At 51.4% G+C, this 22,015-nt stretch carries 19 protein-coding genes; 15 read left to right on the forward strand and 4 right to left on the reverse strand.

What is annotated here, in order from left to right; translation table 11 throughout:
* Window positions 1-102: 102 nt before the first annotated feature.
* From AINA4_RS03375 to AINA4_RS03400, 6 genes are all read left to right on the forward strand, one after another.
* The gene (locus AINA4_RS03375; RefSeq protein ID WP_281787523.1) at window positions 103-1,833 is read left to right on the forward strand and encodes an amidohydrolase family protein; all 1,731 of its coding nucleotides are present in this window, start codon (window positions 103-105) and stop codon (window positions 1,831-1,833) included.
* Window positions 1,834-1,980: 147 nt separating this feature from the next.
* A complete protein-coding gene (locus AINA4_RS03380) occupies window positions 1,981-2,559 on the forward strand; it encodes a carbonic anhydrase (RefSeq protein ID WP_281787524.1) in 579 nt (192 codons plus the stop codon).
* Window positions 2,560-2,630: 71 nt separating this feature from the next.
* Window positions 2,631-3,035 carry a RidA family protein gene (locus AINA4_RS03385; protein ID WP_281787525.1) on the forward strand — a complete coding sequence of 135 codons (405 nt, stop codon included), beginning with the start codon at window positions 2,631-2,633 and terminating at the stop codon, window positions 3,033-3,035.
* A gap of 27 nt (window positions 3,036-3,062) precedes the next feature.
* Entirely contained in the window at window positions 3,063-3,539 is a 477-nt protein-coding gene (locus tag AINA4_RS03390; protein WP_281787526.1) for a heme-binding protein, read from the forward strand.
* A gap of 3 nt (window positions 3,540-3,542) precedes the next feature.
* A complete protein-coding gene (locus tag AINA4_RS03395; RefSeq protein WP_281787527.1) occupies window positions 3,543-4,208 on the forward strand; it encodes a LysE family translocator in 666 nt (221 codons plus the stop codon).
* Window positions 4,209-4,440: 232 nt separating this feature from the next.
* A complete protein-coding gene (locus AINA4_RS03400) occupies window positions 4,441-5,352 on the forward strand; it encodes a DMT family transporter (RefSeq protein ID WP_281787528.1) in 912 nt (303 codons plus the stop codon).
* A 6-nt stretch (window positions 5,353-5,358) separates the two neighbouring features.
* Here the strand turns inward: AINA4_RS03400 and AINA4_RS03405 are convergent, their stop codons facing one another.
* Window positions 5,359-6,114 (reverse strand): SDR family oxidoreductase, encoded by a 756-nt coding sequence (locus tag AINA4_RS03405; RefSeq protein ID WP_281787529.1) that lies wholly within the window; start codon window positions 6,112-6,114, stop codon window positions 5,359-5,361.
* 159 nt (window positions 6,115-6,273) lie between these two features.
* Between AINA4_RS03405 and AINA4_RS03410 the strand changes: the two genes are divergently transcribed.
* Genes AINA4_RS03410 through AINA4_RS03420 form a run of 3 tightly spaced genes read left to right on the forward strand, consistent with a single transcriptional unit; the run spans window position 6,274 to window position 10,125 of the window.
* Window positions 6,274-7,704 carry a glyceraldehyde-3-phosphate dehydrogenase gene (locus AINA4_RS03410; RefSeq protein ID WP_281787530.1) on the forward strand — a complete coding sequence of 477 codons (1,431 nt, stop codon included), beginning with the start codon at window positions 6,274-6,276 and terminating at the stop codon, window positions 7,702-7,704.
* A 10-nt stretch (window positions 7,705-7,714) separates the two neighbouring features.
* A complete protein-coding gene (locus AINA4_RS03415; RefSeq protein ID WP_281787531.1) occupies window positions 7,715-8,659 on the forward strand; it encodes an EamA family transporter in 945 nt (314 codons plus the stop codon).
* An 8-nt stretch (window positions 8,660-8,667) separates the two neighbouring features.
* A complete protein-coding gene (locus AINA4_RS03420; protein ID WP_281787532.1) occupies window positions 8,668-10,125 on the forward strand; it encodes a cryptochrome/photolyase family protein in 1,458 nt (485 codons plus the stop codon).
* A 9-nt stretch (window positions 10,126-10,134) separates the two neighbouring features.
* Here the strand turns inward: AINA4_RS03420 and AINA4_RS03425 are convergent, their stop codons facing one another.
* On the reverse strand, window positions 10,135-11,613 hold the full coding sequence (locus AINA4_RS03425; protein ID WP_281787533.1) for a DEAD/DEAH box helicase: 1,479 nt from the start codon (window positions 11,611-11,613) through the stop codon (window positions 10,135-10,137).
* Window positions 11,614-11,991: 378 nt separating this feature from the next.
* Between AINA4_RS03425 and AINA4_RS03430 the strand changes: the two genes are divergently transcribed.
* The 3 genes from AINA4_RS03430 to AINA4_RS03440 all read left to right on the forward strand — a co-directional run bounded on the left by AINA4_RS03430 (window position 11,992) and on the right by AINA4_RS03440 (window position 13,859).
* Window positions 11,992-12,471 carry an FHA domain-containing protein gene (locus AINA4_RS03430; protein ID WP_281787534.1) on the forward strand — a complete coding sequence of 160 codons (480 nt, stop codon included), beginning with the start codon at window positions 11,992-11,994 and terminating at the stop codon, window positions 12,469-12,471.
* Window positions 12,472-12,476: 5 nt separating this feature from the next.
* Window positions 12,477-13,172, forward strand: coding sequence for a MerR family transcriptional regulator (locus AINA4_RS03435; protein WP_281787535.1), 696 nt, complete (start codon window positions 12,477-12,479; stop codon window positions 13,170-13,172).
* A gap of 141 nt (window positions 13,173-13,313) precedes the next feature.
* Window positions 13,314-13,859 (forward strand): MerR family transcriptional regulator, encoded by a 546-nt coding sequence (locus AINA4_RS03440; protein WP_281787536.1) that lies wholly within the window; start codon window positions 13,314-13,316, stop codon window positions 13,857-13,859.
* A gap of 64 nt (window positions 13,860-13,923) precedes the next feature.
* Here the strand turns inward: AINA4_RS03440 and AINA4_RS03445 are convergent, their stop codons facing one another.
* Window positions 13,924-14,730, reverse strand: a complete 807-nt coding sequence (locus tag AINA4_RS03445) for a ParA family protein (protein ID WP_281787537.1) — start codon at window positions 14,728-14,730, stop codon at window positions 13,924-13,926.
* A gap of 74 nt (window positions 14,731-14,804) precedes the next feature.
* Between AINA4_RS03445 and AINA4_RS03450 the strand changes: the two genes are divergently transcribed.
* The 3 genes from AINA4_RS03450 (at window position 14,805) to def (ending at window position 20,153) form a co-directional block, all read left to right on the forward strand.
* Window positions 14,805-18,221, forward strand: a complete 3,417-nt coding sequence (locus AINA4_RS03450) for a pyruvate carboxylase (RefSeq protein WP_281787538.1) — start codon at window positions 14,805-14,807, stop codon at window positions 18,219-18,221.
* A gap of 108 nt (window positions 18,222-18,329) precedes the next feature.
* The gene (locus tag AINA4_RS03455) at window positions 18,330-19,646 is read left to right on the forward strand and encodes an AAA family ATPase (protein WP_281787539.1); all 1,317 of its coding nucleotides are present in this window, start codon (window positions 18,330-18,332) and stop codon (window positions 19,644-19,646) included.
* A 15-nt stretch (window positions 19,647-19,661) separates the two neighbouring features.
* Entirely contained in the window at window positions 19,662-20,153 is a 492-nt protein-coding gene (gene def / locus AINA4_RS03460) for a peptide deformylase (protein ID WP_281787540.1), read from the forward strand.
* Here the strand turns inward: def and AINA4_RS03465 are convergent.
* Window positions 20,150-21,970 carry a long-chain fatty acid--CoA ligase gene (locus AINA4_RS03465; RefSeq protein ID WP_281787541.1) on the reverse strand — a complete coding sequence of 607 codons (1,821 nt, stop codon included), beginning with the start codon at window positions 21,968-21,970 and terminating at the stop codon, window positions 20,150-20,152. The genes def and AINA4_RS03465 overlap by 4 nt on opposite strands.
* Window positions 21,971-22,015 lie beyond the last annotated feature (45 nt).

Below are 22,015 nucleotides of genomic sequence, written 5' to 3' on the forward strand. Positions count from 1 at the left end.
CCGTTGCTCCCTGTTGCTTCGTAGTTTTGTGGAATACAGTTAGTTATCTGCGTTTAGACGCTTAGTCCAGACCATGTGGCGCAGAAAACAAAGGAGAATCCCGTGTCTGTTGATCTCATCATCAAGGCATCGTCCATCATCACGATGGACCCCCACAATCCTCGTGCTGAAGCAGTAGCAGTCGATACCGCAGAAGGAACCATTGCTGCGGTTGGCACTCTTGCAGATGTACAGGCTGCAAACCCCGGTGTCAGCGTCTCAGACCTGGGCGACACGGTTTTGATGCCTGGTCTCATCGACCCCCACAACCACCCTGCCCTCAGTGGTCTCTCCACTCAACTGCCAGCACACTGGATTGCTCCTTACGTTGGATTTCCAACCTATGCAGACGTGACAGCTCATTTTCAAAAGCTTGAGAAGGAAACACCTGCCGGGGTTCCTCTCTTGTTCAACGGTTTGGACCGTATTTTGCACGGTGCTCCCGAGCTAACAAACACAGACCTTGATGTCTTTTTCCCTGACCGACCCGTCGTTGTTCTCGACAACTCTGGCCACGAAGCCTACTTCAACACGGCAAACATCAAAGCTTTGGGTTGGGTGGATAACAAGCCTCCAGCAGACCCAGTTGGTTCAAGCTTTGGTCGTAATGCAGACGGCACGTCAAACGGCCGCGCATATGAGATTGGTGCCCAGCTCATTGCAGGCGCTCCTGTTCTTGGTGCGATTGCTCAGCATCCACTTGTTCCTATTGCAGAGTGGTACAAGCTGATGGCTTCCAATGGCATCACGTCTACCTCTGAGCACACATACCAGGCAAGTCAGCTGAAGGCATATATTGCCATGGCTATGACTCCTGACAACCCACTGCGTATCTCGCTCTACCACATGAGCACTGAGGCAGATTGTGACCAGCCAGTCCAGACGCCTATCCCTGAGAACCGGCTCAAGAAGCAGGGAATCAAGCTTTGGGCAGACGGTTCTCCTTGGGTGGGCACTATTGCAGCATCCTTCCCTTATCTGGACAATGACGCGACTCGCGCGGCTAACATCAAGATTGGTCCTGGCGGCGAAGGAGAGATGAACTACACCCGCGCTCAGCTTGACCAGATTTTGGACAAGCTCGTTCCTAGCGGTTACCAAATGGCTTTCCACTGCAACGGTGACGTTGGCATGGACGTTGTTCTTGACGCTTATGAGCACGCACTGAGCAAGCACAACTTGCTCGGTACTGATCACCGCTGGCGTATCGAGCACCTTGGTGCTTGCCGTGCAGACCAGTTCGAGCGCGCCGCTCGTTTGGGTGTCGGACTATCCATGAGCCCATTCCAGTTCATTTACTGGGGAGACAAACTCGATGGTGAAATGTTCCCCTCTGAAATTGGTTCGCAGTGGCAAGCCGTAGGAGATGCTTTCCGTTCAGGCGCTGTTGTTTCTTTCCACAACGATGGTGCTGTGAGCCCTCCCATTCCCTTGCTCAACTGGCAGGCAACCACAACACGTCAGGTTGCCTCGGGCAAGGTACACGGAGCTAATCAAGCCATTAGCTTGGATGACGCTATCAAAGCTCAAACAGTCAACGCAGCTCATATGCTGGGCCGCGAACACGAAATTGGCTCTATTGAGGTGGGCAAGCTCGCTGACTTTGCTGAACTCTCCTTCGATCCTTACCAAGCTGATCTTCACAAGCTGACTGAACAGGTCAAGGTTTTGGGTACCTGGGTTGGGGGAAAGAAGATAGATCTGGATGCCTTCATGGCACAGGTTGAGGCGATGGACCCCACTGAGCACAAAGATATTCATCATCAGGTACACGCAACTAAGAAGTGCTGCTAACTACTTCTCGGAGCGAAGTTACGGTTATTGAAGCTTGACTTATTTCGTCAAATTTCAACTAAAACTGACGAATTTATTCATTAATCATTACCTTTGAAATACCGGAAGAAAACTTCCGTATTCCCCTCATTCAAAAGGTAAAGATTTATGTCAGTACTCAACGAAGTTCTTGCTGCAAACGAGTCCTATGTAGCTGATTTTGGCGCCAAAGGTAAACTCGCTCTTCCCCCTGCACGTGGATTCGCCATCCTTACCTGCATGGATGCACGTCTCGACCCAGCAAAGTATGCAGGGCTCAGCGAAGGAGACGCGCACGTCATCCGCAATGCCGGTGGTCGTGCATCTGACGACGCAATTCGTTCGCTCGTTATTTCCTACAAACTCTTGGGAACCAAAGAATGGTTCGTTATTCACCACAGCGACTGTGGAATGGAGTTCTTTACCGACGAGGTGATGCGTGGGCTTCTTGCAAATAGCCTCGAAACCGCAGCTCTGGGTGCTGAAGGCTTCTATGACGTAGGAACTGGTCCTGGATCTGCAGAAGCAAAGTACATCGACTGGCTCACCATTTCTGACAATGCCCAAAGCGTGGTTGAAGATGTTCAGCGAATCAAGTCTCACCCACTCGTGCCTGCAGGAATCCCTGTTTATGGCTACATCTACGACGTCAAGACAGGTCGTTTGATAGAAGTTCCGGCAGCTACTGCTGCTGGTGCTGCCAAGTAACTTAAGCACCACAACCTCCCCTTTGTCTTTAGGCAAAGGGGAGGTTTCTTGTTAATGAGTATCGTTGAGTTATGACATATGAACGAACTTTGATTTCTTCCGGATCTGTTTACGAACCAGTTGTGGGCTATTCCCGAGCAGTTCGCGCAGGAGACTTTGTCTTTATTGCCGGCACAACCGCAGGTGCGCCTGAGGGTGCTATTGGCGGTAACGACCCCGCCGCTCAAACTCGAGAAATCTTCAAACGCCTGGCTATAGCTCTCGAACAAGCCGGAGCAACTTTTGGTGATGTTGTCCGCACCAGGATTTATCTGACCAACATCGCTGATTTTGATGCCGTAGGCAAAGTTCACGGAGAATTCTTTGGCGAGATTCGCCCGGCCGCAACCGCTGTTGAGGTGAGCGCTTTGGCTGCCCCTGACATGCTCGTTGAAATCGATGTTGATGCAATTATTGGTTCAGCAACAGTTCGTTAGTTACACCTAACTCATTAGGCTGAACTCATGGTTGAACAGCCCGCACTCATTGCCGATGTTACTGAATTAGAAGAACAATTTGCCCAATTGCAATTCACATCCCTCACTCACGAAGATGCGCTTGCTCTCGGAATGGACCTAGCTGCTCGGGCAGAAGAGAGAAATTGGCCAATGGCTGTTTCTGTGTTTTTGGGTGATCAACACGTTTTCCGATATGCCTGCCCCGGAACTTCCGCAGAAAATGATGAGTGGCTTGAAAGAAAAAGACGGACTGTGTACAAGTTTCACGAACCCACTTTCTTAATCGGTCAAAGATTTGCTGCACAGGGCAAAGATTTCTATGTGGAAACAGGTTTGCCTAACCCCGACTACGTTCCCTACGGGGGAGGATTCCCACTGATTGTCAACGGAGAGTTTCTGGGAGCAATTCTCTCCAGCGGTGTTCCCCACCAAGATGACCACGCCATCATTGTTGAAACCTTGCGTGCTGCACTCGAAAACTAGTTCATGATTTTTGATCTGTCGGTTTTGCCGGCATTCCTTGTTTCCGCCCTGGTGATTATTCTCTCTCCTGGTGCAGATACCTTCTTGTTGCTGCGCTCAACACTTCGCGGAGGCAAGAAAGAGGGATTTCTCACAATGCTGGGTATTTATGCCGGCATTGCAACACTCTCGCTGCTCTTAATTTCTGGGGTTGGCTTAGTTGTCGCAAAAGCCCCCGGCGCTTTGTTCTGGCTGAAAATACTGGGTGCACTGTATTTGCTCTTTCTCGCCGTTCAGAGCCTGCGTGCAGGAATAAATCTCGTCAAACGCAACTCTGCTGGAGAACCCATTACTGTCGATCAGGGCCGGATTGTTACGCGCCAGAAGGCTAGCCCATTTGTTTTGGGTTTCTTGACTAATGTCACAAACCCTAAAGTTCTTATATTCTTCCTTGCATTCTTCCCACAGTTCCTCGGGGAGAGCTCACATGTCGCGGTTCAGCTGGCCATGCTCTGCCTAATCTTCGTAGTGGTTTCAGCAGTGTGGCTGGTTACCTTAGTTTTTGCAGCATCAGCAATGAGAAAAGTGATGACCACCACGGGCTTCACCATTTCCATGGAATTTGTTGTGGCAACAGTGTTCGCCGTGCTGGCCATCACTTTGTTGTTTACAGGTTTGAGTGTGCACTAAACCCACTTTGCATTAGACGTCTTTGTAGTTGGCCTTTGCGGTTGCTTTATCTTTCTTGTCTGCACGCTTTTCTTTCAGAGATTTAGCTGGAGCAGTTTTTCCGTTGCTCTTTTTGATGTTTTTCTCGGCCATGATGATGCCTTTCAGGCGAGTCGCGGTGACTCTTGTTCGTGAGCCTACGCCTGAAGTCTGCGTGCACACTGAACGCGCCCAAGCCACCTAGTCTGAATATGTGAACTTTCTGACCCGCAATAAAGCAGACATCATGCTTCTTGGTGTTGCAGCGGTGTGGGGAAGTAGCTACCTGGCTACAAAAGTTCTTACTGAGCGAGGCAGCGTATTTGCTATCTTGTCGGCACGCTTCTTGATCGCAGCAGTAATCATGTTGGCTGTGTGGTCTTTTTCAAAAAATCGTCGACTTGATCGACGCGGATTCTTCATCGGTGTGGTGTTTGGCCTTACACAAGCAGGTATTTTGAGCCTGGAAACGTGGGGCGTGAAGCTCACAAGTGCAACCAATGCTGGGCTGATAATCAGCATGACCATTGTGTTTACCCCCATTCTTGAATCCCTGTGGTTGAGGAAATGGTTACCAAGGACATATTTCATTGCCGCGACCGTCGCCATTGTGGGCGTTTTGCTCTTAGTCTCGGGCAATGGTTTTCATGCTCCCAACTGGGGCGATGCACTCATGCTTGGTGCAGCAATAGTGCGAAGTATTCACGTCACAGCTCTGGGCAGGCTCACCTCTGGATATAGCTATAGCTCTGTTAGCGTGACATTTGTTCAGACTGTAGTGTGCGCCGTGGTGTTTACCCTCGCAGATGTTCCAGGTGTCTTCGCCAGTTATTCGAGCTTTACGATTGGGGATTGGCTCGATCTGTTCTATCTTGCTGCAGCATGTACCGTATTCGCCTTCTTGGTGCAGTTGTGGGCTGTGCGCCAAACCTCTGCTGCGCGAGTGAGTTTGCTTCTCGGTACTGAGCCAATCTGGGCAGTATTGATTGGAATCACACTGGGTTCCGATGTTCTGGGATGGCTAGGTGTTCTCGGTGCGCTGTTGATTATCGGGGGAAGTTATCGGGCACAAGCTATTGAGCTCAAGCATCGTGTTGTTCAAGTAATGCCCGCGGGGCCTGGATAGCAATCCTCAATGAGGTGTGCGAGCTCCGTTGACGAGCAAAGTTTGTCCTGAGATAAACCCTGCTTCTTTTGAAGCAAAAAAGACACACGCAGCACCGATATCTTCTGGAGTTCCCCATCTGCCCGCGGGAACTGTTTTTAGATAACCATCGAGGACTTCTTGAGGAAGATCTTTGTGCCGATCAACGGGGATGAATCCAGGTGCCACATGGTTAACCGTGATTCCAAAAGGGGCGAGCTCGGATGCCATCGATCGGGTCCATCCAATCTGCGCGCCTTTGCCGGCAACATACGCGGAGGAGAAAGGTTCACTTGTTTCAAACACTTCCGATGTGATGTTGATTATTCGCCCAAAATTTGCTTTTTTCATACTCGAGACCAAGGCGTTTGTTGCAACGTATGGAATTTTGAGAAAAACATCGATCATCTGCTGGTGGTAGTCCCAGTCATAGTCTTCGATGGCATGCGTAAATTGAGGCGGAGTGGCACAAATGACAACTGTGTCAACAACGTGGCCCCGTGAATTAGCAACTTCTTGTGCTGCGGCATAAACCTCGGATTGTGTTGCATCCCCACAAATAACGCTCAGTTGCGACGATGAAGAGGATAACTCTTTGCGGAAAAAGGCTTCTTTTTCGACGTTTGTGTCCAGTGCGATGACGTGAGCCCCGGCCTGGAGAAAAGAAGAACAAATGCCCTGACCTAATCCACCCAGCCCGCCAATAACAAGAATTGATCGCCCAGTAGCTTGAAACATACTCATGGAAACAAATGTATCTCCCGCACTTAATGCAAGGGCTGAATTAGGCTTGAGATACTCCCTCCCCGACAAGAAGTTTTTCTTGCGGTACAAATAGAACAGTTCAACGCCATACGCTCGAGACGGCGACTGGTTACATGTTTCAAGGGAGAACCGAAGGTTATGGCACCACACGACGCCACCTGGACCGACCGTCAAGCAGTTGCTGAAGAGCTCATTCCACTGATTGGTGGACTCTATCGAGACAACGGAGTTGTTACCTCGATTCATGGCCGCCGGCTGATCAACTCATCACCATTACAAATCGTCAAAGCTCATCGTTATGCGCGCCATGTTGACGGTCAAGAACTCGACATCAACCGCACTCTCGAATTGGTTAAGGCCATCGTTGCCCTCAACCCTGGTCCTGCATCGATTAACGTCGCAGGAATTTTGGCCGAGCAAGCTGCCTCGGGTAAGTCCATCTCTGAATTTGCGGCTGAAGCGCTCGCTCCTGTAGCTGGTCAGGGGCGTCCCGCTAAAGCAGAGGACGCCAAAGATGTTGTCCTTTACGGTTTTGGACGCATCGGTCGTCTCTTGGCGCGTATTTTGCTCGGAAATGCTGAGAACGGTCGCGGACCTGTTCTCAAAGCCATCGTCGTGCGCAAAGGTGGCGACCAAGACCTGGTAAAACGTGCCAGCCTACTTCGTCGCGATTCTGTTCATGGCCCCTTCAACGGAACCATCACCATCGATGAAGAGAAGAACCTCATCATTGCCAATGGCAAGCCAATTCAGGTCATCTACTCCAACGATCCCACCACCGTGGACTACACAGCTTATGGAATCAAGGATGCGATCCTGGTGGATAACACGGGACGTTGGCGCGATGAGCCAGGCCTGTCTCAACACTTAGAGGCCAAGGGCATTTCGCGGGTTGTACTTACAGCACCTGGTAAGAGCCCACTTAAGAATGTTGTCTATGGAATCAACCACGACACCATTACTGATGCGGACAAGATCATCACAGCTGCATCCTGCACAACAAATGCCATCACGCCTGTCTTGAAAGTCATCAACGATGCATACGGTGTTGAATACGGTCACGTCGAAACAGTGCACTCGTACACCAATGACCAAAACCTCATCGATAACTTCCACAAGGGAGATCGCCGAGGACGCTCTGCCGCAATGAATATGGTCATTACTGAGACGGGCGCAGCCAAGGCTGTTGCCAAGGCTCTACCAGAGTTGGAAGGAAAGCTCTCTGGCAATGCAATTCGCGTTCCCACACCAGATGTCTCAATGGCAATCTTGAACTTGACTCTTAACAAAGCTGTCGATCGCGACACTGTAAACAAGATGCTGCGCGATGCGTCGTTGATCTCAGTCTTAAGAAACCAGATTGACTACATCGAATCACCCGAAGTTGTCTCAACAGACTTTGTTGGGTCAAACCGTGCTGGAGTCGTGGATGGCCTTGCCACCATTGCCAATGGCAAGAACATCATCCTTTATGTCTGGTACGACAACGAGTACGGCTACAGCCACCAGGTTGTTCGCGTCATTCAAGAACTTGCTGGATTACACCCACCTAAGTTCCCAGCTCTGTAGTCTGAAGACTATGAAAACAACACCCCACGCCAGTTACGGCGGGGGTGTTGTTGCTTTGCTTCTCGCGTGCACATTCTGGGGAACCACAGGTATGGCTGCGAGCTTCATTCCGCAAATAAACCCTGTCATTATTGGTGCCAGCACAATGGGCATTGGTGGATTGATTCTGGGTTTGACTGCCCTACCTGGAGTCTGGCTGGTATGGCATAACATTGGTGCAAAATCACTCGTCATTGCCGGTGCTTTCGGACTCGCGCTGTACAGCACAGTGTTCTATATCGGAATGAGTTGGGCTGGGGTTGCGCTGGGTAATGTCATTGCTCTGGGGTCTGCCCCATTATTTGCTGGACTTATCGAATGGGTCGTGGACAAGCAGCGCCCCACTGCAATGTGGCTAGTTGCGACCGCAATCGCTGTGGTCGGTGGTGTGCTTTTGGTTTCCGGCCGAAACTTTGGCGAGGACGGCAGGGGAGTAGTTCGCGATTCAGCAATGGTAGTTGCAGGAATTGTGTTGGCCTTGCTTGCTGGTTTCGCTTATGCGCTCTATACCTACATGGCGAACAAGCTGATGAAGCCACATGCTGACAGGCCTCAAGGTTTAGGGCATCGCCCAGTAATCTCCACTATTCAATTAGCTTCTGCCCTTCCACTTCTTGTCATCTTGATTGCTCTCGTCATTGGCAACCCTGGGCAGTTCGCGAATGTTCCCTTAGCTATTCCAGTTATGGCATATCTTGCAATATTCCCTACCGCAGTGGGCCATTTGCTTCTTGCCGTTGGGCTTGGAGCAATGCCTGCATCCCGTGCTGCGGTCTACACCCTCTTCGAGCCAGTGGTCGCTGTCATTCTCGCTGTCATTGTTGTGGGAGAAGTAATTACTCCACTTGGCTGGATTGGGCTACTCATCGTTCTGGCCGGTCTTGCACTTTTGTCTCAGGAAAAACGATCACGATGAGATGGCTCATGGCCGATCAGCTCGGCCCGCATTTTGATGATCGCGAAGATGTGTTACTGATTGAAGCGCAAGCGGTACTGGCTCGTAGGCCGTATCACTGGGCAAAAGCTCATCTGATTCTCAGTGCTTTACGGCATCGCGCAGCTGAATTGGGTGAACGTGCTCGATATGTCACGGCAGAACACTATCGAGATGTCTTAATCCCTTTGCGGGATTCTGGGGAATCACTAAGCGTAGTGAACCCGACAAGTTGGGGAAGCAGGGCTCTTGTCCGTGAGTTGGGCCTCAAGATTTTCCCCAGTCGAGGATTTGTCAGCTCTGAAGATTTCTTTTCTTCCTGGGCTCAAGGGAAAAAGCCTGGATCTCTCAAACTGGAAAACTACTACCGTCACTGGCGAGACACCTCAGGTGTTCTTATGGAGGGTCCCCTGCCTGCAGGCGGTCAATATAACTACGACCATGACAATAGACAGCCACCGCCTAAAGGTGCAGCCAATCTTGGCTTGCCTGCACCGTGGGAACCTGTAGAAGACGAGATTGATGCTCAGGTTCGGGAGGATCTCACGACATGGTCGCGTGAAGGAAAGATCACACTCTTAGGTCGTGATGGACCACGCAGATTTGCTGCAACACGTCAGGAAGCACTGGCGGCACTGGCTGATTTTGTTGAGACCAGATTGATGGATTTTGGCCCCTTTGAGGATGCAAGTCTCATGGGTGATGATGTCATGGCTCACTCCATGCTGAGTGTTCCGCTGAACCTTGGTCTTCTCCATCCTCAAGAAGTTATTGATGCTTGTGTGAATGCCTATGACCAAGGGAAAGCTCCACTAGGAAGTGTGGAGGCCATAGTTAGACAAATAGCTGGCTGGCGAGACTGGGTTTGGCACTTGTATTGGCATCTCGGTGAGGATTATGTCCAACAGAGTAACTATCTTGATGCTCACGTCGATTTGCCTCAACAATTTTGGGATCTTGACGGCGAGAATGTTTCTGCAAAGTGTATGAGCCATGTCTTGAAGTCCGTTGGGGATACCGGCTACGCCCACCACATTCAACGTTTGATGATTCTCGGGAATTGGTCTTTGCAGCGTGGGTATAACCCTGCACAACTCAATGATTGGTTCATTGACGCATTCGTAGATGGAACTCCCTGGGTCATGCCTGCGAACGTGATAGGCATGAGCCAACACGCAGATGGCGGCCTCGTGGCCACCAAGCCGTATTCATCCGGTGGTGCCTATATCAATTCCATGTCTGATTTTTGCAGCGGCTGCCCATTCAACCCCAAAGTGAGATTGGGCGAGAATGCTTGTCCGTTTACCGCAGGTTATTGGGCGTTTTTGCACAGAGTTGAACCACGTATTCGTGGAAACCACAGGATGGCTCAACCGCTAGCAGGAATGCGAAAGCTTGCAGATATCGACGCCGTAGTTGAGCAGGAAACTCATCGAACGAGCTGGTAGGCGACCTGACTAGCGACTGCTCTGTCGTGCAGGACGCTGACGTTGTCCGCCTCCTGCAGCGGTTCCGTAGTTACGAGAACCTGAACCATTGCTGGGTTTGTGTGAACCTGAGCGACGTTGACCGTTCTCATTTGCAGGCGGACGCCCAGAACGATCTCGTGCTGGTTTGCCATCTTTGGTCACACGAGTGGGCCGACCTGCAGGGTTCACACCGCGCGCTTCGCGCTGAGCGCGCTTGCGTTGAGCATTTGCCCCCATTGACTTTCCGTTTCCGCCCTGATGCTTAGCCTCCCGCGGTGCAGGTTTCACATATGGTGCGATCTCACCCACGAGTTCGAGAACTTCAGGGGAGCTTGCCGTCACCTTCTGTGGCTGAACCTGAATATCTGCCTTCTTAAGAAGCGAAGCTAGATCTTTTTGTTGCGTGGGCAAACAGATGGTAACCACATCACCCTCAGCACCGGCGCGAGCGGTTCGCCCAGAGCGGTGCAGATACGCTTTGTGTTCCATCGGCGGGTCAACGTGAATCACGAGTTCCACGTTGTCTACGTGCACTCCTCGAGCCGCAACATCTGTTGCAACAAGGACGTTGACGTCACCGTCGCCAAATGCAGCAAGGTTGCGATCGCGTTGAGGTTGAGAAAGATTGCCGTGGAGATCTACTGCAGGAATTCCTGCCTCGGTTAGGGCCTTAGCCAGTTTCTTGGCATGGTGCTTGGTGCGCATGAACAAGATGCGACGACCGGTACCCGAAGCAAGCTTGTACACAAGCTCCTTTTTGGCATCGTTGGCGCTGGTTTCAAAAACATGGTGGGTCATTGCCGCTACAGGTGAGTTAGCTTCATCAACCGAGTGGAGAACTTCGTTGTGGAGGAACTGGTTGACTAACTTGTCAACGCCGTTGTCCAGTGTTGCCGAAAAAAGAAGTCGTTGGCCACCGGCAGGCGTAGCCTTCAAGATCTTGGTCACGATAGGCAAAAAGCCTAAATCTGCCATGTGGTCTGCTTCGTCTAGAACTGTTATTTCGATGGCATCTAAATGAAGAAAACCTTGCTTCATGAGGTCTTCAAGACGGCCTGGAGTTGCAACCACTATGTCGACGCCTTCTTTGAGTGCGGTGACCTGACGGCCTTGAGAGACTCCGCCAAAGATGGTTGTTACGCGCAAGTCATAAGCCTGTGCAAGTGGTGCCATGGTGTTGGTGATTTGTGTTGCAAGCTCCCGTGTTGGGGCAAGCACAAGACCTAGGGGTCGACCAGCACGACGGCGGCCACCTGCCAGCTTGCCGCCGAGACGAGCAACCATAGGAATACTGAATGCCAGTGTTTTACCCGACCCGGTTTTGCCTCGGCCGAGAACATCACGGCCGGCAAGAGTATCCGGAAGCGTATCTATTTGGATAGGAAAAGGAGTGTCAATACCAACTACGGTCAGCGCTGTGACGAGAGGGGCGGGAACGCCAAGTTGGGAAAAAGTCTTTTCAGACATGAGTTTTACCTTTGGATAAATCTCCCGGTCATTCACATTTCGTGTCAAACACAGCACTCAACATAAGCGAGGGTCAAACGAAGCGAAGTAAATCACTGGGAATATGTGGCGAAGGCGTCTGGTGACGCATCCGTTCGCCGAAGAAAAATGTCAACCAGTGTGGTGAGGGAAGCGTTCTATCGACGCAGGGAACGAAATACATCGTTCACAAGATTTCTCTAGCCTATCGGGGAAAGCTGAGAAAGCCCCTTCTGCTGCTCAAATGATGTTTGAGAACGCAGAAATACTGGTGGGGGTTTCCGGTGAAAGGTCATAATTTGTCTCGTATTTTGTTAACGAGAAAAGTCCACTAATGTGAACAAGTACGAAAGGGGAAAAGTGAACGATTCACTCGCTGGCGATGACGCCACACAGGTCCCCGGTTCGACCCCAGCTCCAGACGTCACAGCAACATTTACCCAGTCTTTCCTTGAGCAAGTTAAAGCACTCGAAGCAGTCGATGTCACTGCTGAAGAACAGGAAGCCATCGCTTCTCTTCCCAGCGGCAATGCACTGTTGATTGTTCGTCGAGGACCAAGCCAGGGTTCGCGCTTCCTGCTTGATGTTGATGTCACCACCTGCGGTCGCCACCCAAATTCAGACATTTTTCTCGATGACGTGACCGTCTCACGTCGTCACGCCGAATTCCGTCGCAAGGGAACAGAATTTGAAGTGCGGGATCTTGCCTCACTGAACGGCACCTATTACGAGGGTGAACGTGTTGAACGTCATGCTCTCAAAGATGGTGATGAAGTTCAGGTTGGTAAGTTTCACCTCACCTTCTTTGCTTCACGTGTAGACCTAGCTCGAGGTGCATAAAGAACATGGCAACAACGGTAAGAAAAAGCACCCCTGCGCGCGGACTTCTCAGCATTGGGCAAGTTCTAGCCAAAGTTTCACCAGATTTTCCTGATCTGACCCCCTCCAAGCTCCGCTTTCTAGAAGAGCAGGGACTGATCACTCCCGAGCGTACCCCCTCTGGGTATCGAAAGTTCTCCGTTGAGCACGTTGACCGCTTGCGTTTGATTCTGACCATGCAGCGCGATCACTACCTTCCCCTGAAGGTTATTCGTGCGCATCTGGAGGAAATTGATACAGGCAACAACCCCGCACTTCCCAACGCAGCAAGCCTCTCCGCAGATTCACTTTTGGCCACCCCCGCTCGCTACACCCGTGAAGAGTTTGTTCGAGCCTGTGGTGCGAGCATGAACCTGCTTCAAGACGCTGTATCAGCCGGAATGCTTGAACCTGCCGATTCCTATACCGATGAGCACATCGTTGTGCTGACTGCGCTAGTAGAGCTGCAACGTTCAGGAATTGAACCACGTCACTTGCGCACCATGCGTGCAGCTGCAGAGCGTGAATATTCCTTGATCGAGCGTGCTTTGGTCCCCGTTTCTCACCGCCATGATGCAGCCAGCAAAGCTCGTTCCATTGAGCGTGCTCATGAGATTTCTCGGCACATTGAGATTGTTCGTTCTCAGATGCTGCGTCAAGTAATTACTCAACAATCTCGATAATCTCGAGTATTGCGACACGCCGAAAGGGCGTGTGAAGCTTTAAATCCCAGACACGATTAAAAACTGTCTGTAAGTTTGAGGATACAAACTCTCAACAACAACTTGAACCTTAAAGTTGTTGATTTCAGGTAAGGGCCGGAAATGAACGAAGTGAACCGCAGCGACGAAGCTCGCTACGAGCTTGACGTCCTGTTCAGCGATGGTATGCCTGAACGCGATGAGAATGCAGGTTACCGTGGTGCCGAAGCTGCAAAGGCAGCTGGCATTACCTACCGTCAGCTTGATTACTGGGCGCGCACGGAACTTGTTGTTCCCACTGTCCGTGACGCATCAGGTTCTGGTTCACAGCGCCTATATGGCTTCCGCGATATTTTGGTTCTCAAGCTTGTCAAGCGCCTGTTGGACACCGGAATTTCACTCCAGCAGATTCGTGCAGCTGTTGACCAGTTGCGATCTGCCGGTATCTATGACCTGGCACAAACCACTCTGATGAGTGATGGCTCCAGCATTTACTTGTGCACCACCAATGACGAGGTCATTGACCTCGTCAGCCGCGGTCAGGGTGTGTTTGGTATCGCAATTGGCAAGGTCTTGCGTGAAGTCGAAACCAGCCTGGTTGAGATCACCTCAACATCTGCCGATGCTTCAGATGAGCTTGCAGCTCGACGAGCCCGCAAAGTTGGCTAAGCGTCTTTTACGAAAACTTAACGAAATAAACCCAGGCAATACCTGGGTTTTTTCTTGTCCTGTTTTAGGACTTGGGAGCGTATTCGCCAATTTTGCCAGCGCGAGAAATGCGGTTGAGGAGTTGATCAAAGTTTTTCGCCATTTCAGCGGCAGCCTCTCCAGGCCAGGCGTGAACTGGGCGTGCAGCACCCTGGGCTTGTTGGAGTGAGGTGCGTTCTGGGAGCTGAGGTTGGAGAACCAGGGGGCCAAACATGTCTCGAAGTTCCTGAATGCGGAACTGGTGCTCTAAAGATTGAGCACGGACACGGTTGATTATCAGGCCAAGAGGCTGAAGTCGGGGGCTGAGCCCGCGACGCACTTCTTCGATGGCGCGCAGAGCACGGTCAGCGGCGGCAACAGAGAATAAACCGGGCTCAGTGACGACCACGACACGGTCAGAAGCCGCCCAAGCGGTTCTGGTGAGCGCATTCAAGCTTGGTGCACAGTCGATGAGGACCAGGTCATATTCGTCCTCTATGGTGGCCAGAGCTTCTTCTAAGCGCCACACCTCACGAGCAGTGGGGTGAGGGCCATCAAAGTTGACAGCGGAAGGGCTACCAATCATCACATCGATAGGGGCATGACCTGGGGCTGACCAACCAGCAGGGCCAATAGCTTGGCGAACAGTCTTGAGTTTGGGGTTCGCCAAAACATCAGCAACATTGAGGTGATCTCGAGTATCCACTCCAAGACCGGTAGAGACGTCAGCCTGAGGGTCAAAATCGACTACAAGAGTGCGCAAATTGGCGGCAAAAGCAGCAGATGCCAAACCGAGGGTGACCGTTGTCTTTCCAACGCCACCCTTGAGTGAACTAATACTGAGCACGTGCATTGAGACCACGATACCTTCTGTAGTCTTGGAGTACCTAACTACGAACCGATGCTGGCGGCATTCGAAGGGGTCATATGTTCAAGAAAATTTTGGTAGCAAACCGTGGCGAAATTGCGATTCGCGCATTTCGTGCGGCTGTCGAGCTAGGAGCGAAGACTGTTGCAGTTTTCCCTGAGGAAGACCGCAGTTCTCTGCACCGTCAAAAGGCAGATGAGGCTTATCAGATCGGTGAACCCGGTCATCCTGTCCGCGCTTATCTCGACGTTGCTGAAATAATTCGTGTAGCGAAGCTTTCCGGCGCAGACGCAATTTACCCTGGATACGGTTTCCTCTCAGAAAACCCAGAATTAGCTCAAGCGGCTGCCGATAACGGCATCACATTCATCGGCCCACCTGCCCGGGTACTGGAAATGGCAGGAAATAAAGTCACTGCAAAAGAACACGCCATCTCTGCAGGTGTTCCAGTGCTCAAATCGACACCAGCAACAACCGACATCGACGCGCTTCTGGCAGGGGCAGCAGAAATTGGATTCCCCATCTTCGCCAAGGCTGTAGCAGGCGGTGGGGGACGCGGTATGCGTCGTGTGGAGACGATGGAAGAACTTCGTCCCGCACTTGAGGCTGCCATGCGTGAAGCAGAAAGCGCCTTCGGTGACGGCCGCATGTTCCTAGAGCAGGCTGTCCTTCGTCCACGCCACATCGAGGTTCAGATTCTGGCTGATAGCCAGGGAGAAACCATTCACCTTTTCGAGCGTGACTGCTCCGTTCAGCGTCGTCACCAAAAGGTAGTTGAAATTGCTCCAGCTCCGAACATTTCAGATGAATTGCGTGCTGCTTTGCACCGCGATGCAATCGCTTTTGCCCGTTCCATTGGATACCAAAACGCTGGAACAGTTGAGTTCTTGGTAGATACTGCAGGTGAGCGCGCTGGTCAGCATGTCTTCATTGAGATGAACCCTCGTATTCAGGTTGAGCACACAGTTACTGAAGAAGTGACTGACGTCGACCTCGTTCAGTCTCAGATGCGTATTGCGGCGGGAGAGTCGCTCGGTGATTTGGGCCTCCACCAAGAGGACATTCATGTTCGTGGTTTTGCACTGCAGTGCCGTATCACCACAGAAGATCCTTCACAAGGTTTCCGTCCAGACACTGGCAAGATTACGACCTACCGTTCACCCGGTGGCGCTGGTATACGCCTCGATGGTGGAACGGTCAGCCCAGGTGCACAAATTAGCCCACACTTTGACTCCATGTTGGTTAAGTTGACCTGTCGAGGTCGCACCTATGCTGCAGCAGTTGACCGTTCGCGTCGTGCGCTTGCAGAATTCCGTATTCGTGGTGTCTCCACCAACATCCCATTCCTTCAAGGCGTGCTCGACGACCCACAGTTCAAAGCTGGTGACGTAGCTACTAACTTCATTGAAGAACGACCACACCTGCTTACTGGTCGTGAGTCGAAAGACCGGGGAACCAAGATTCTTAACTGGGTTACCGATGTCACCGTAAACAAGCCCAATGGTCCTAGACCTGCAGGTGCAGATCCCAAGTCCAAGTTGCCCCGCATCGATCTCAACACGCCTGCCCCTCCGGGGAGCCGTCAGGCTCTGCTTGAGCTAGGCCCCACAGGCTTTGCTCAGGCTTTGAGGCAGCAGAAGGCAGTCGCGGTAACGGAGACGACCTTCCGTGACGCACACCAGTCGCTTTTAGCTACTCGTGTTCGCACCAAAGATTTGGTCAACGTTGCCCCCTATGTTGCTCGTATGACACCTCAGCTCCTCTCCGTTGAAGCGTGGGGTGGTGCAACCTACGATGTTGCCCTTCGTTTCCTGGGTGAAGACCCCTGGGATCGACTTGCAAAATTACGCGAGGCACTGCCCAACGTAGCAATTCAAATGCTTCTTCGTGGTCGCAATACTGTTGGCTACACTCCCTACCCTGAGGAAGTAACCAAGGCATTTGTTCAAGAAGCTGCCGCAACAGGTGTTGACATCTTCCGCATTTTTGATGCACTCAATGATGTGAATCAAATGCGTCCAGCAATTGATGCCGTACTCGAAACGGGAACGACGATCGCTGAAGTTGGTGTGTGCTACACCGGCAACTTGTTGGACCCCAACGAGGACAAGTTCACACTGGACTACTACCTGGCACTTGCTGAAGAAATGGTCGCCGCCGGCGCTCACATTTTGGCTATCAAGGACATGGCTGGCTTATTGCGTCCTGCAGCAGCAGCCAAGTTGGTTAGCGCCTTCCGTGAGCGTTTCGACCTGCCAGTCCACGTTCACACTCACGACACCGCAGGTGGACAACTCGCCACGCTTCTGGCGGCTGCGGCAGCAGGTGCGGACGCAGTAGATGTTGCCTCTGCACCTATGTCTGGAACCACAAGCCAGCCCAGTGCATCATCTTTAGTTGCCGCGTTGGCAAACACGGAACGTGACACAGGGCTGAACCTAGATGCAGTCTGCGATCTCGAACCATACTGGGAAGCTGTTCGGAACATATACAAGCCATTCGAATCTGGCTTGCCTGCTCCAACAGGACGTGTTTACCACCACGAAATTCCTGGTGGTCAACTCTCTAACCTCCGCCAGCAGGCTATCGCACTCGGTCTTGCAGATGACTTTGAGTTGATTGAAGACATGTATGCTGCAGCGAACAAGATTCTTGGTCGTGTACCCAAGGTGACACCGTCTTCCAAGGTTGTTGGTGATCTTGCGTTGCACCTCGCAGCTGTGAGGGCAGACCCAGCAGACTTTGAAGCCAACCCCCAGAAATATGACATCCCAGACTCTGTCATTGGATTCATGGCCGGTGAACTTGGCGATATTCCTGGTGGATGGCCTGAACCTTTCCGTTCCAAAGTTCTCGAGGGCAAGACCATCAACATTCAGATAGCTCCTTTGTCGGAGGAAGACCACGCAGGTCTGGCAGGTGGTTCTGCATCACGCCGTGCAACGTTGAACCGTTTGCTCTTCCCCGTTCCCACGAAGGCATTCGAACAGGTTCGAGAAACCTTTGGTGATGTTTCTGTGCTGGACACGGTTGACTATCTCTACGGTCTCGAATCTGGAAGCGAACACATTGTCGACCTTGGTCAAGGTGTTCGTTTGTATGTCGGACTCGAAGCTATCGGTGGAGTAGACCCCAAGGGAATGCGCACGGTGATGACCACGCTCAATGGTCAACTCCGTCCCGTATTTGTGCGTGACCGTTCTGTTGAAATCAGTACCAAGAGTGCAGAAAAGGCAAACCTGACAGAGGCAGGCCACGTAGCGGCACCATTTGCCGGTGTCGTCACAATCAAGGTTGAACCGGGTCAGACTGTTGCTGCAGGAGACCCTGTCGCTTCGATCGAAGCGATGAAGATGGAAGCGGCAATTACAGCCAGCATCACTGGACGTGTTGAGCGCATTTCCTTCCAAAAATCTCAACAGGTTGAAGCAGGAGATCTCATCGTCGTCATCACACCGATTACTCCGGCAAATTAGGCAAAAACAATATTTCAAAAGCCACAAACAACTTCGGCTCCGAAACTATTCGGGGCCGAAGTTGTTTCGGTAGACTTACGAAGTTACTCGAAACTAAAGGATTAATTCGTGAGCACAGATAACCCTAAATCACCTGCAAAGAAGACTTCATCAAAGAAGTCTTCAACGAAGAAGCCAGCTGCTCAAGCATCTGTTCCGGTTGAATCTGCAGAGCGCATTTCAGAGGTTTCTGACGCCACTGAACGCATTATCGAACAGGCCCCTGAGGTATCAAACATTAGCCTCCCAGCAGTTCCTGTAAACCTTGTTTCGCGTGGATCTGAAAACCTTGAAGAGTCATTACGAAATGCCTTCAGCGGAGGAACTGAGATTCCTACGATTGCATCCCCTTCCGCTACTCGCGAGGAGGAAGAAGAGCTCATTCAGGTAGATGCAGAGCTTGTTGACACCGGGTCCCTCCCTACACGTCGCGATCGCCTATCAGGAGAACCTTCGGGTAAACCTGAGCCTGTAGCGATGCTCACTCCTGAGCGCGTTCTTGATGCAAAGAAGAAGCGTGACAAGCCCACTGAGGGATGGAACAAGTTCGTGTACAACGTCACGTTCCACGCTGTGAACCTAGGTGACTCACCTCAGACTCGTCATCGCAAAGCACTAGATACCAGCATTGGTCGCCCCCTCACGGGTGGAACAAAGTTTGTTCCAGTTCTCACTCGTAAGGGCGGCGTGGGTAAGACAACCACGACAACCCTTCTTGGTATGGCAATGGCCTTGGTGCGCGAGGACCGTGTTCTAGCCATTGATGCCAACCCTGACCGTGGAACTTTGGCTGAACGTTTCAACAAAACCACGGAAAAAACAGTTCGAGACTTGGTCTCTAACGCGGCCAAGATTTTGACCTTCAATGATTTTTCTGAGTACGTCAACCGTGACAAGACTCGACTGGATGTTCTGGCTTCGGATACCGATCCCTTTTTATCCGAAGCTTTTGGGGCTAACGACTACAACATCGTGGCAGATCTCGCGAGCCGCTATTACTCGGTTGCATTGACTGACTGTGGTACCGGAATTATTCACTCTGTCATGTCTGCAACCCTGCAGCGCGCTGATGGTTTGGTTATTGTCTCCGGTGGCTCATTCGATGAAGCACGCCTTGCTTCTGAAACACTGACCTGGCTCGAATCAAATGGCTACGGCGAACTGGTGAAGAACTCTATCGTGGCAATCAACACCGCTACTCAAGGAACGAACTTGATTAAGCTGCGCGAAATTGAAGACCACTTTAAGTCTCGTGTTCGTGAGACAGTTCGTGTTCCCTATGATGCAATGCTTGCTGCTGGTTCCTACATTGACTTCAAGAAGCTCAAGCCAGAGACTCAAGAAGCAGCTCGCCAGCTTGCTTCTCTGGTTGTTGACGGCCTCTAAGTCTCAAGAGCTCAGATGACTGAACGTTCTATTCGCATCTTTGGCGACCCCGTTCTCAAGACACCTACCGAGGAGATCGTCGTTATTGACGACAAGATCCGTGCTCTCGTAGATGACCTCGTAGACACCGTCAAGATTCCTGGACGTGCAGGTGTTGCCGCCACTCAGATTGGAGTGGGTCTTCGTGCGTTTAGTTACAACGTTCACGGAGATGTTGGCTACATCCTCAACCCTCGTATCGTTGAAACACGCGGAGATCTTGAGCTGGTTGAAGAAGGGTGCCTGAGCATTCCGAACCTATGGTTCAAGACACCCAGGTATCCTTTTGCCAAAGTTGAAGGGACCGACCTCGACGGCAACACTCTTGTGCTTGAGGGGGAAGGCCTGATGGCACAGGCACTTCAGCACGAGTGTGACCACCTAGATGGTCTGGTGTATCTCGACCGGTTAGATCAACAGACACGCAAAGAAGCTATGCGCCAAGTGCGCGAAAGCGATTGGTTTTAATCGACCGCTCCTGAGACACCCTCATACATCGCCTCAATCTCGTTCGCATAATCTTTCACAATCACATTGCGCTTGATGCTCATCTTCGGAGTTAGGTGACCTGACTCCTCGGTGAACTGTGTCGGCAAGATTGTGAACTTACGTATAGATTCAGCACGAGAGACGCGAGCATTGGCGCGATCTATGGCAGTTTGAACTTCTGCAATCACCGCAGGGTTCTTGGCCGCTTCAGCAATACTCATCGTGGGATCGAGCTTGTTGTTGGTGAGCCACATAGGCAACATTTCGGGGTCCAATGTTACGAGTGCAGAGATAAACGGCTTTGCGTCTCCCACAGCCACAACTTGGCTAATCACAGGGTTTGCGCGAATGGGGTCCTCAAGGAATGCGGGAGCAACGTTCTTTCCACCTGCGGTCACAATAATTTCTTTCTTGCGACCAGTAATGGTGATGTAGCCATCAGCATCAATCTCACCGATGTCACCGGTTTTGAACCAGCCATTGTCAAAGGTTTCTTTGGTAGCTTCTGGATTCTTCCAATATTCCTTGAAGACGTTAATTCCTGCGGCTTCAATCTCACCTTCGTCGCTCAACCGGACAGAACATCCTGGTAGTGCGGGTCCTACAGTTCCAATTTTGAATTTGGAAGGAAGGTTGATGGAGATCGGAGCAGTTGTCTCAGTGAGGCCGTAGCCCTCAAGAACGACTAAGCCCAAGGCATGGAAGAAGTGAGCTAGGCGATCACCTAATGGGGCTGAACCGCTAATTGCGTAGGTGCAGTTTCCACCGAGTGCAGCACGCAGTTTGGAGAGAACAAGTTTGTCCATCACAGCAAACTTCAGCTTGAGACCAAACGGAATGTATCCGTCCATTTCAGCTTTGGAATATTCGATTGCAGTTTTTGCAGCGGCACGGAAGATATTTCCCTTGCCCCCTGCTTCAGCTTTCTGCTCTGCAGAGTTGTAGACCTTCTCAAACACGCGAGGCACAGCTAGGAGGAAGCTGGGCTTGAAAGATTGCATGGCTGGCAATAATTGGGTTGTGTCGCCTTGGTGGCCCACTTTTACACCACCTTGCACAGCCAGAATCGAAATAAAGCGTGCGAAGATGTGTGCCGTTGTGATGAAAAGCAACGTGGAGGACTGAGGGTTAACCACCTCGGGGACGGCAGCCTGCGCATTGCGTGAAAGCTCCAAGAAGTTGGAGTGAGTTAGCACGCAGCCTTTGGGCTTGCCAGTCGAACCCGAGGTGTAAATCAAAGTCGCTAGATCACTTCCATGAAGGGAAGAGCGACGTTCTTCAACTTCCTCGTCGGAAATGCCGGATCCCGCGATTACGAGAGCTTCCAAATCGCCAGCATCGATCTGCCACACAGAGTGAACGAATGGAGCGTCTGAGCGGATTTCTTCAAAACGTTTGAGGTGGTCTGGAGTTTCAACAATCAAAGCAACAGCTTCAGAGTCTTCCAAAATCCATTGAATTTGGCTTGGAGCGCTTGTTTCATAGATGGGTACCAGCGCTGCACCGGCAAACCACATAGCAAAGTCAACGAGGGTCCACTCATAGCGGGTTTTGCACATCAAACCAACACGATCACCTGGCTTGATACCACTGGCTATGAAGCCTTTAGCAAGTGCAATGACTTGTTCAAGAAACTCTGTCGAGGTGACGTCTTTCCAACCCCCGTCTACAGGGAGCGAAAAAAGAGCATTATTGGGAGTTTCACGCACTCTATCGAGCAAAACCTGCGTGGTATTTGCTTGGGGATCCGCTGCAACTAGAGCGGGCGTGTCGAACTGAATAACACTCTTTTCCATGGCATCTCCTTCGGTGTTAACTACACTTTAGTAGTCCCTCCATTC

The organism is Aurantimicrobium sp. INA4 (assembly GCF_027924525.1).
Taxonomy (GTDB): Bacteria; Actinomycetota; Actinomycetes; order Actinomycetales; family Microbacteriaceae; genus Aurantimicrobium.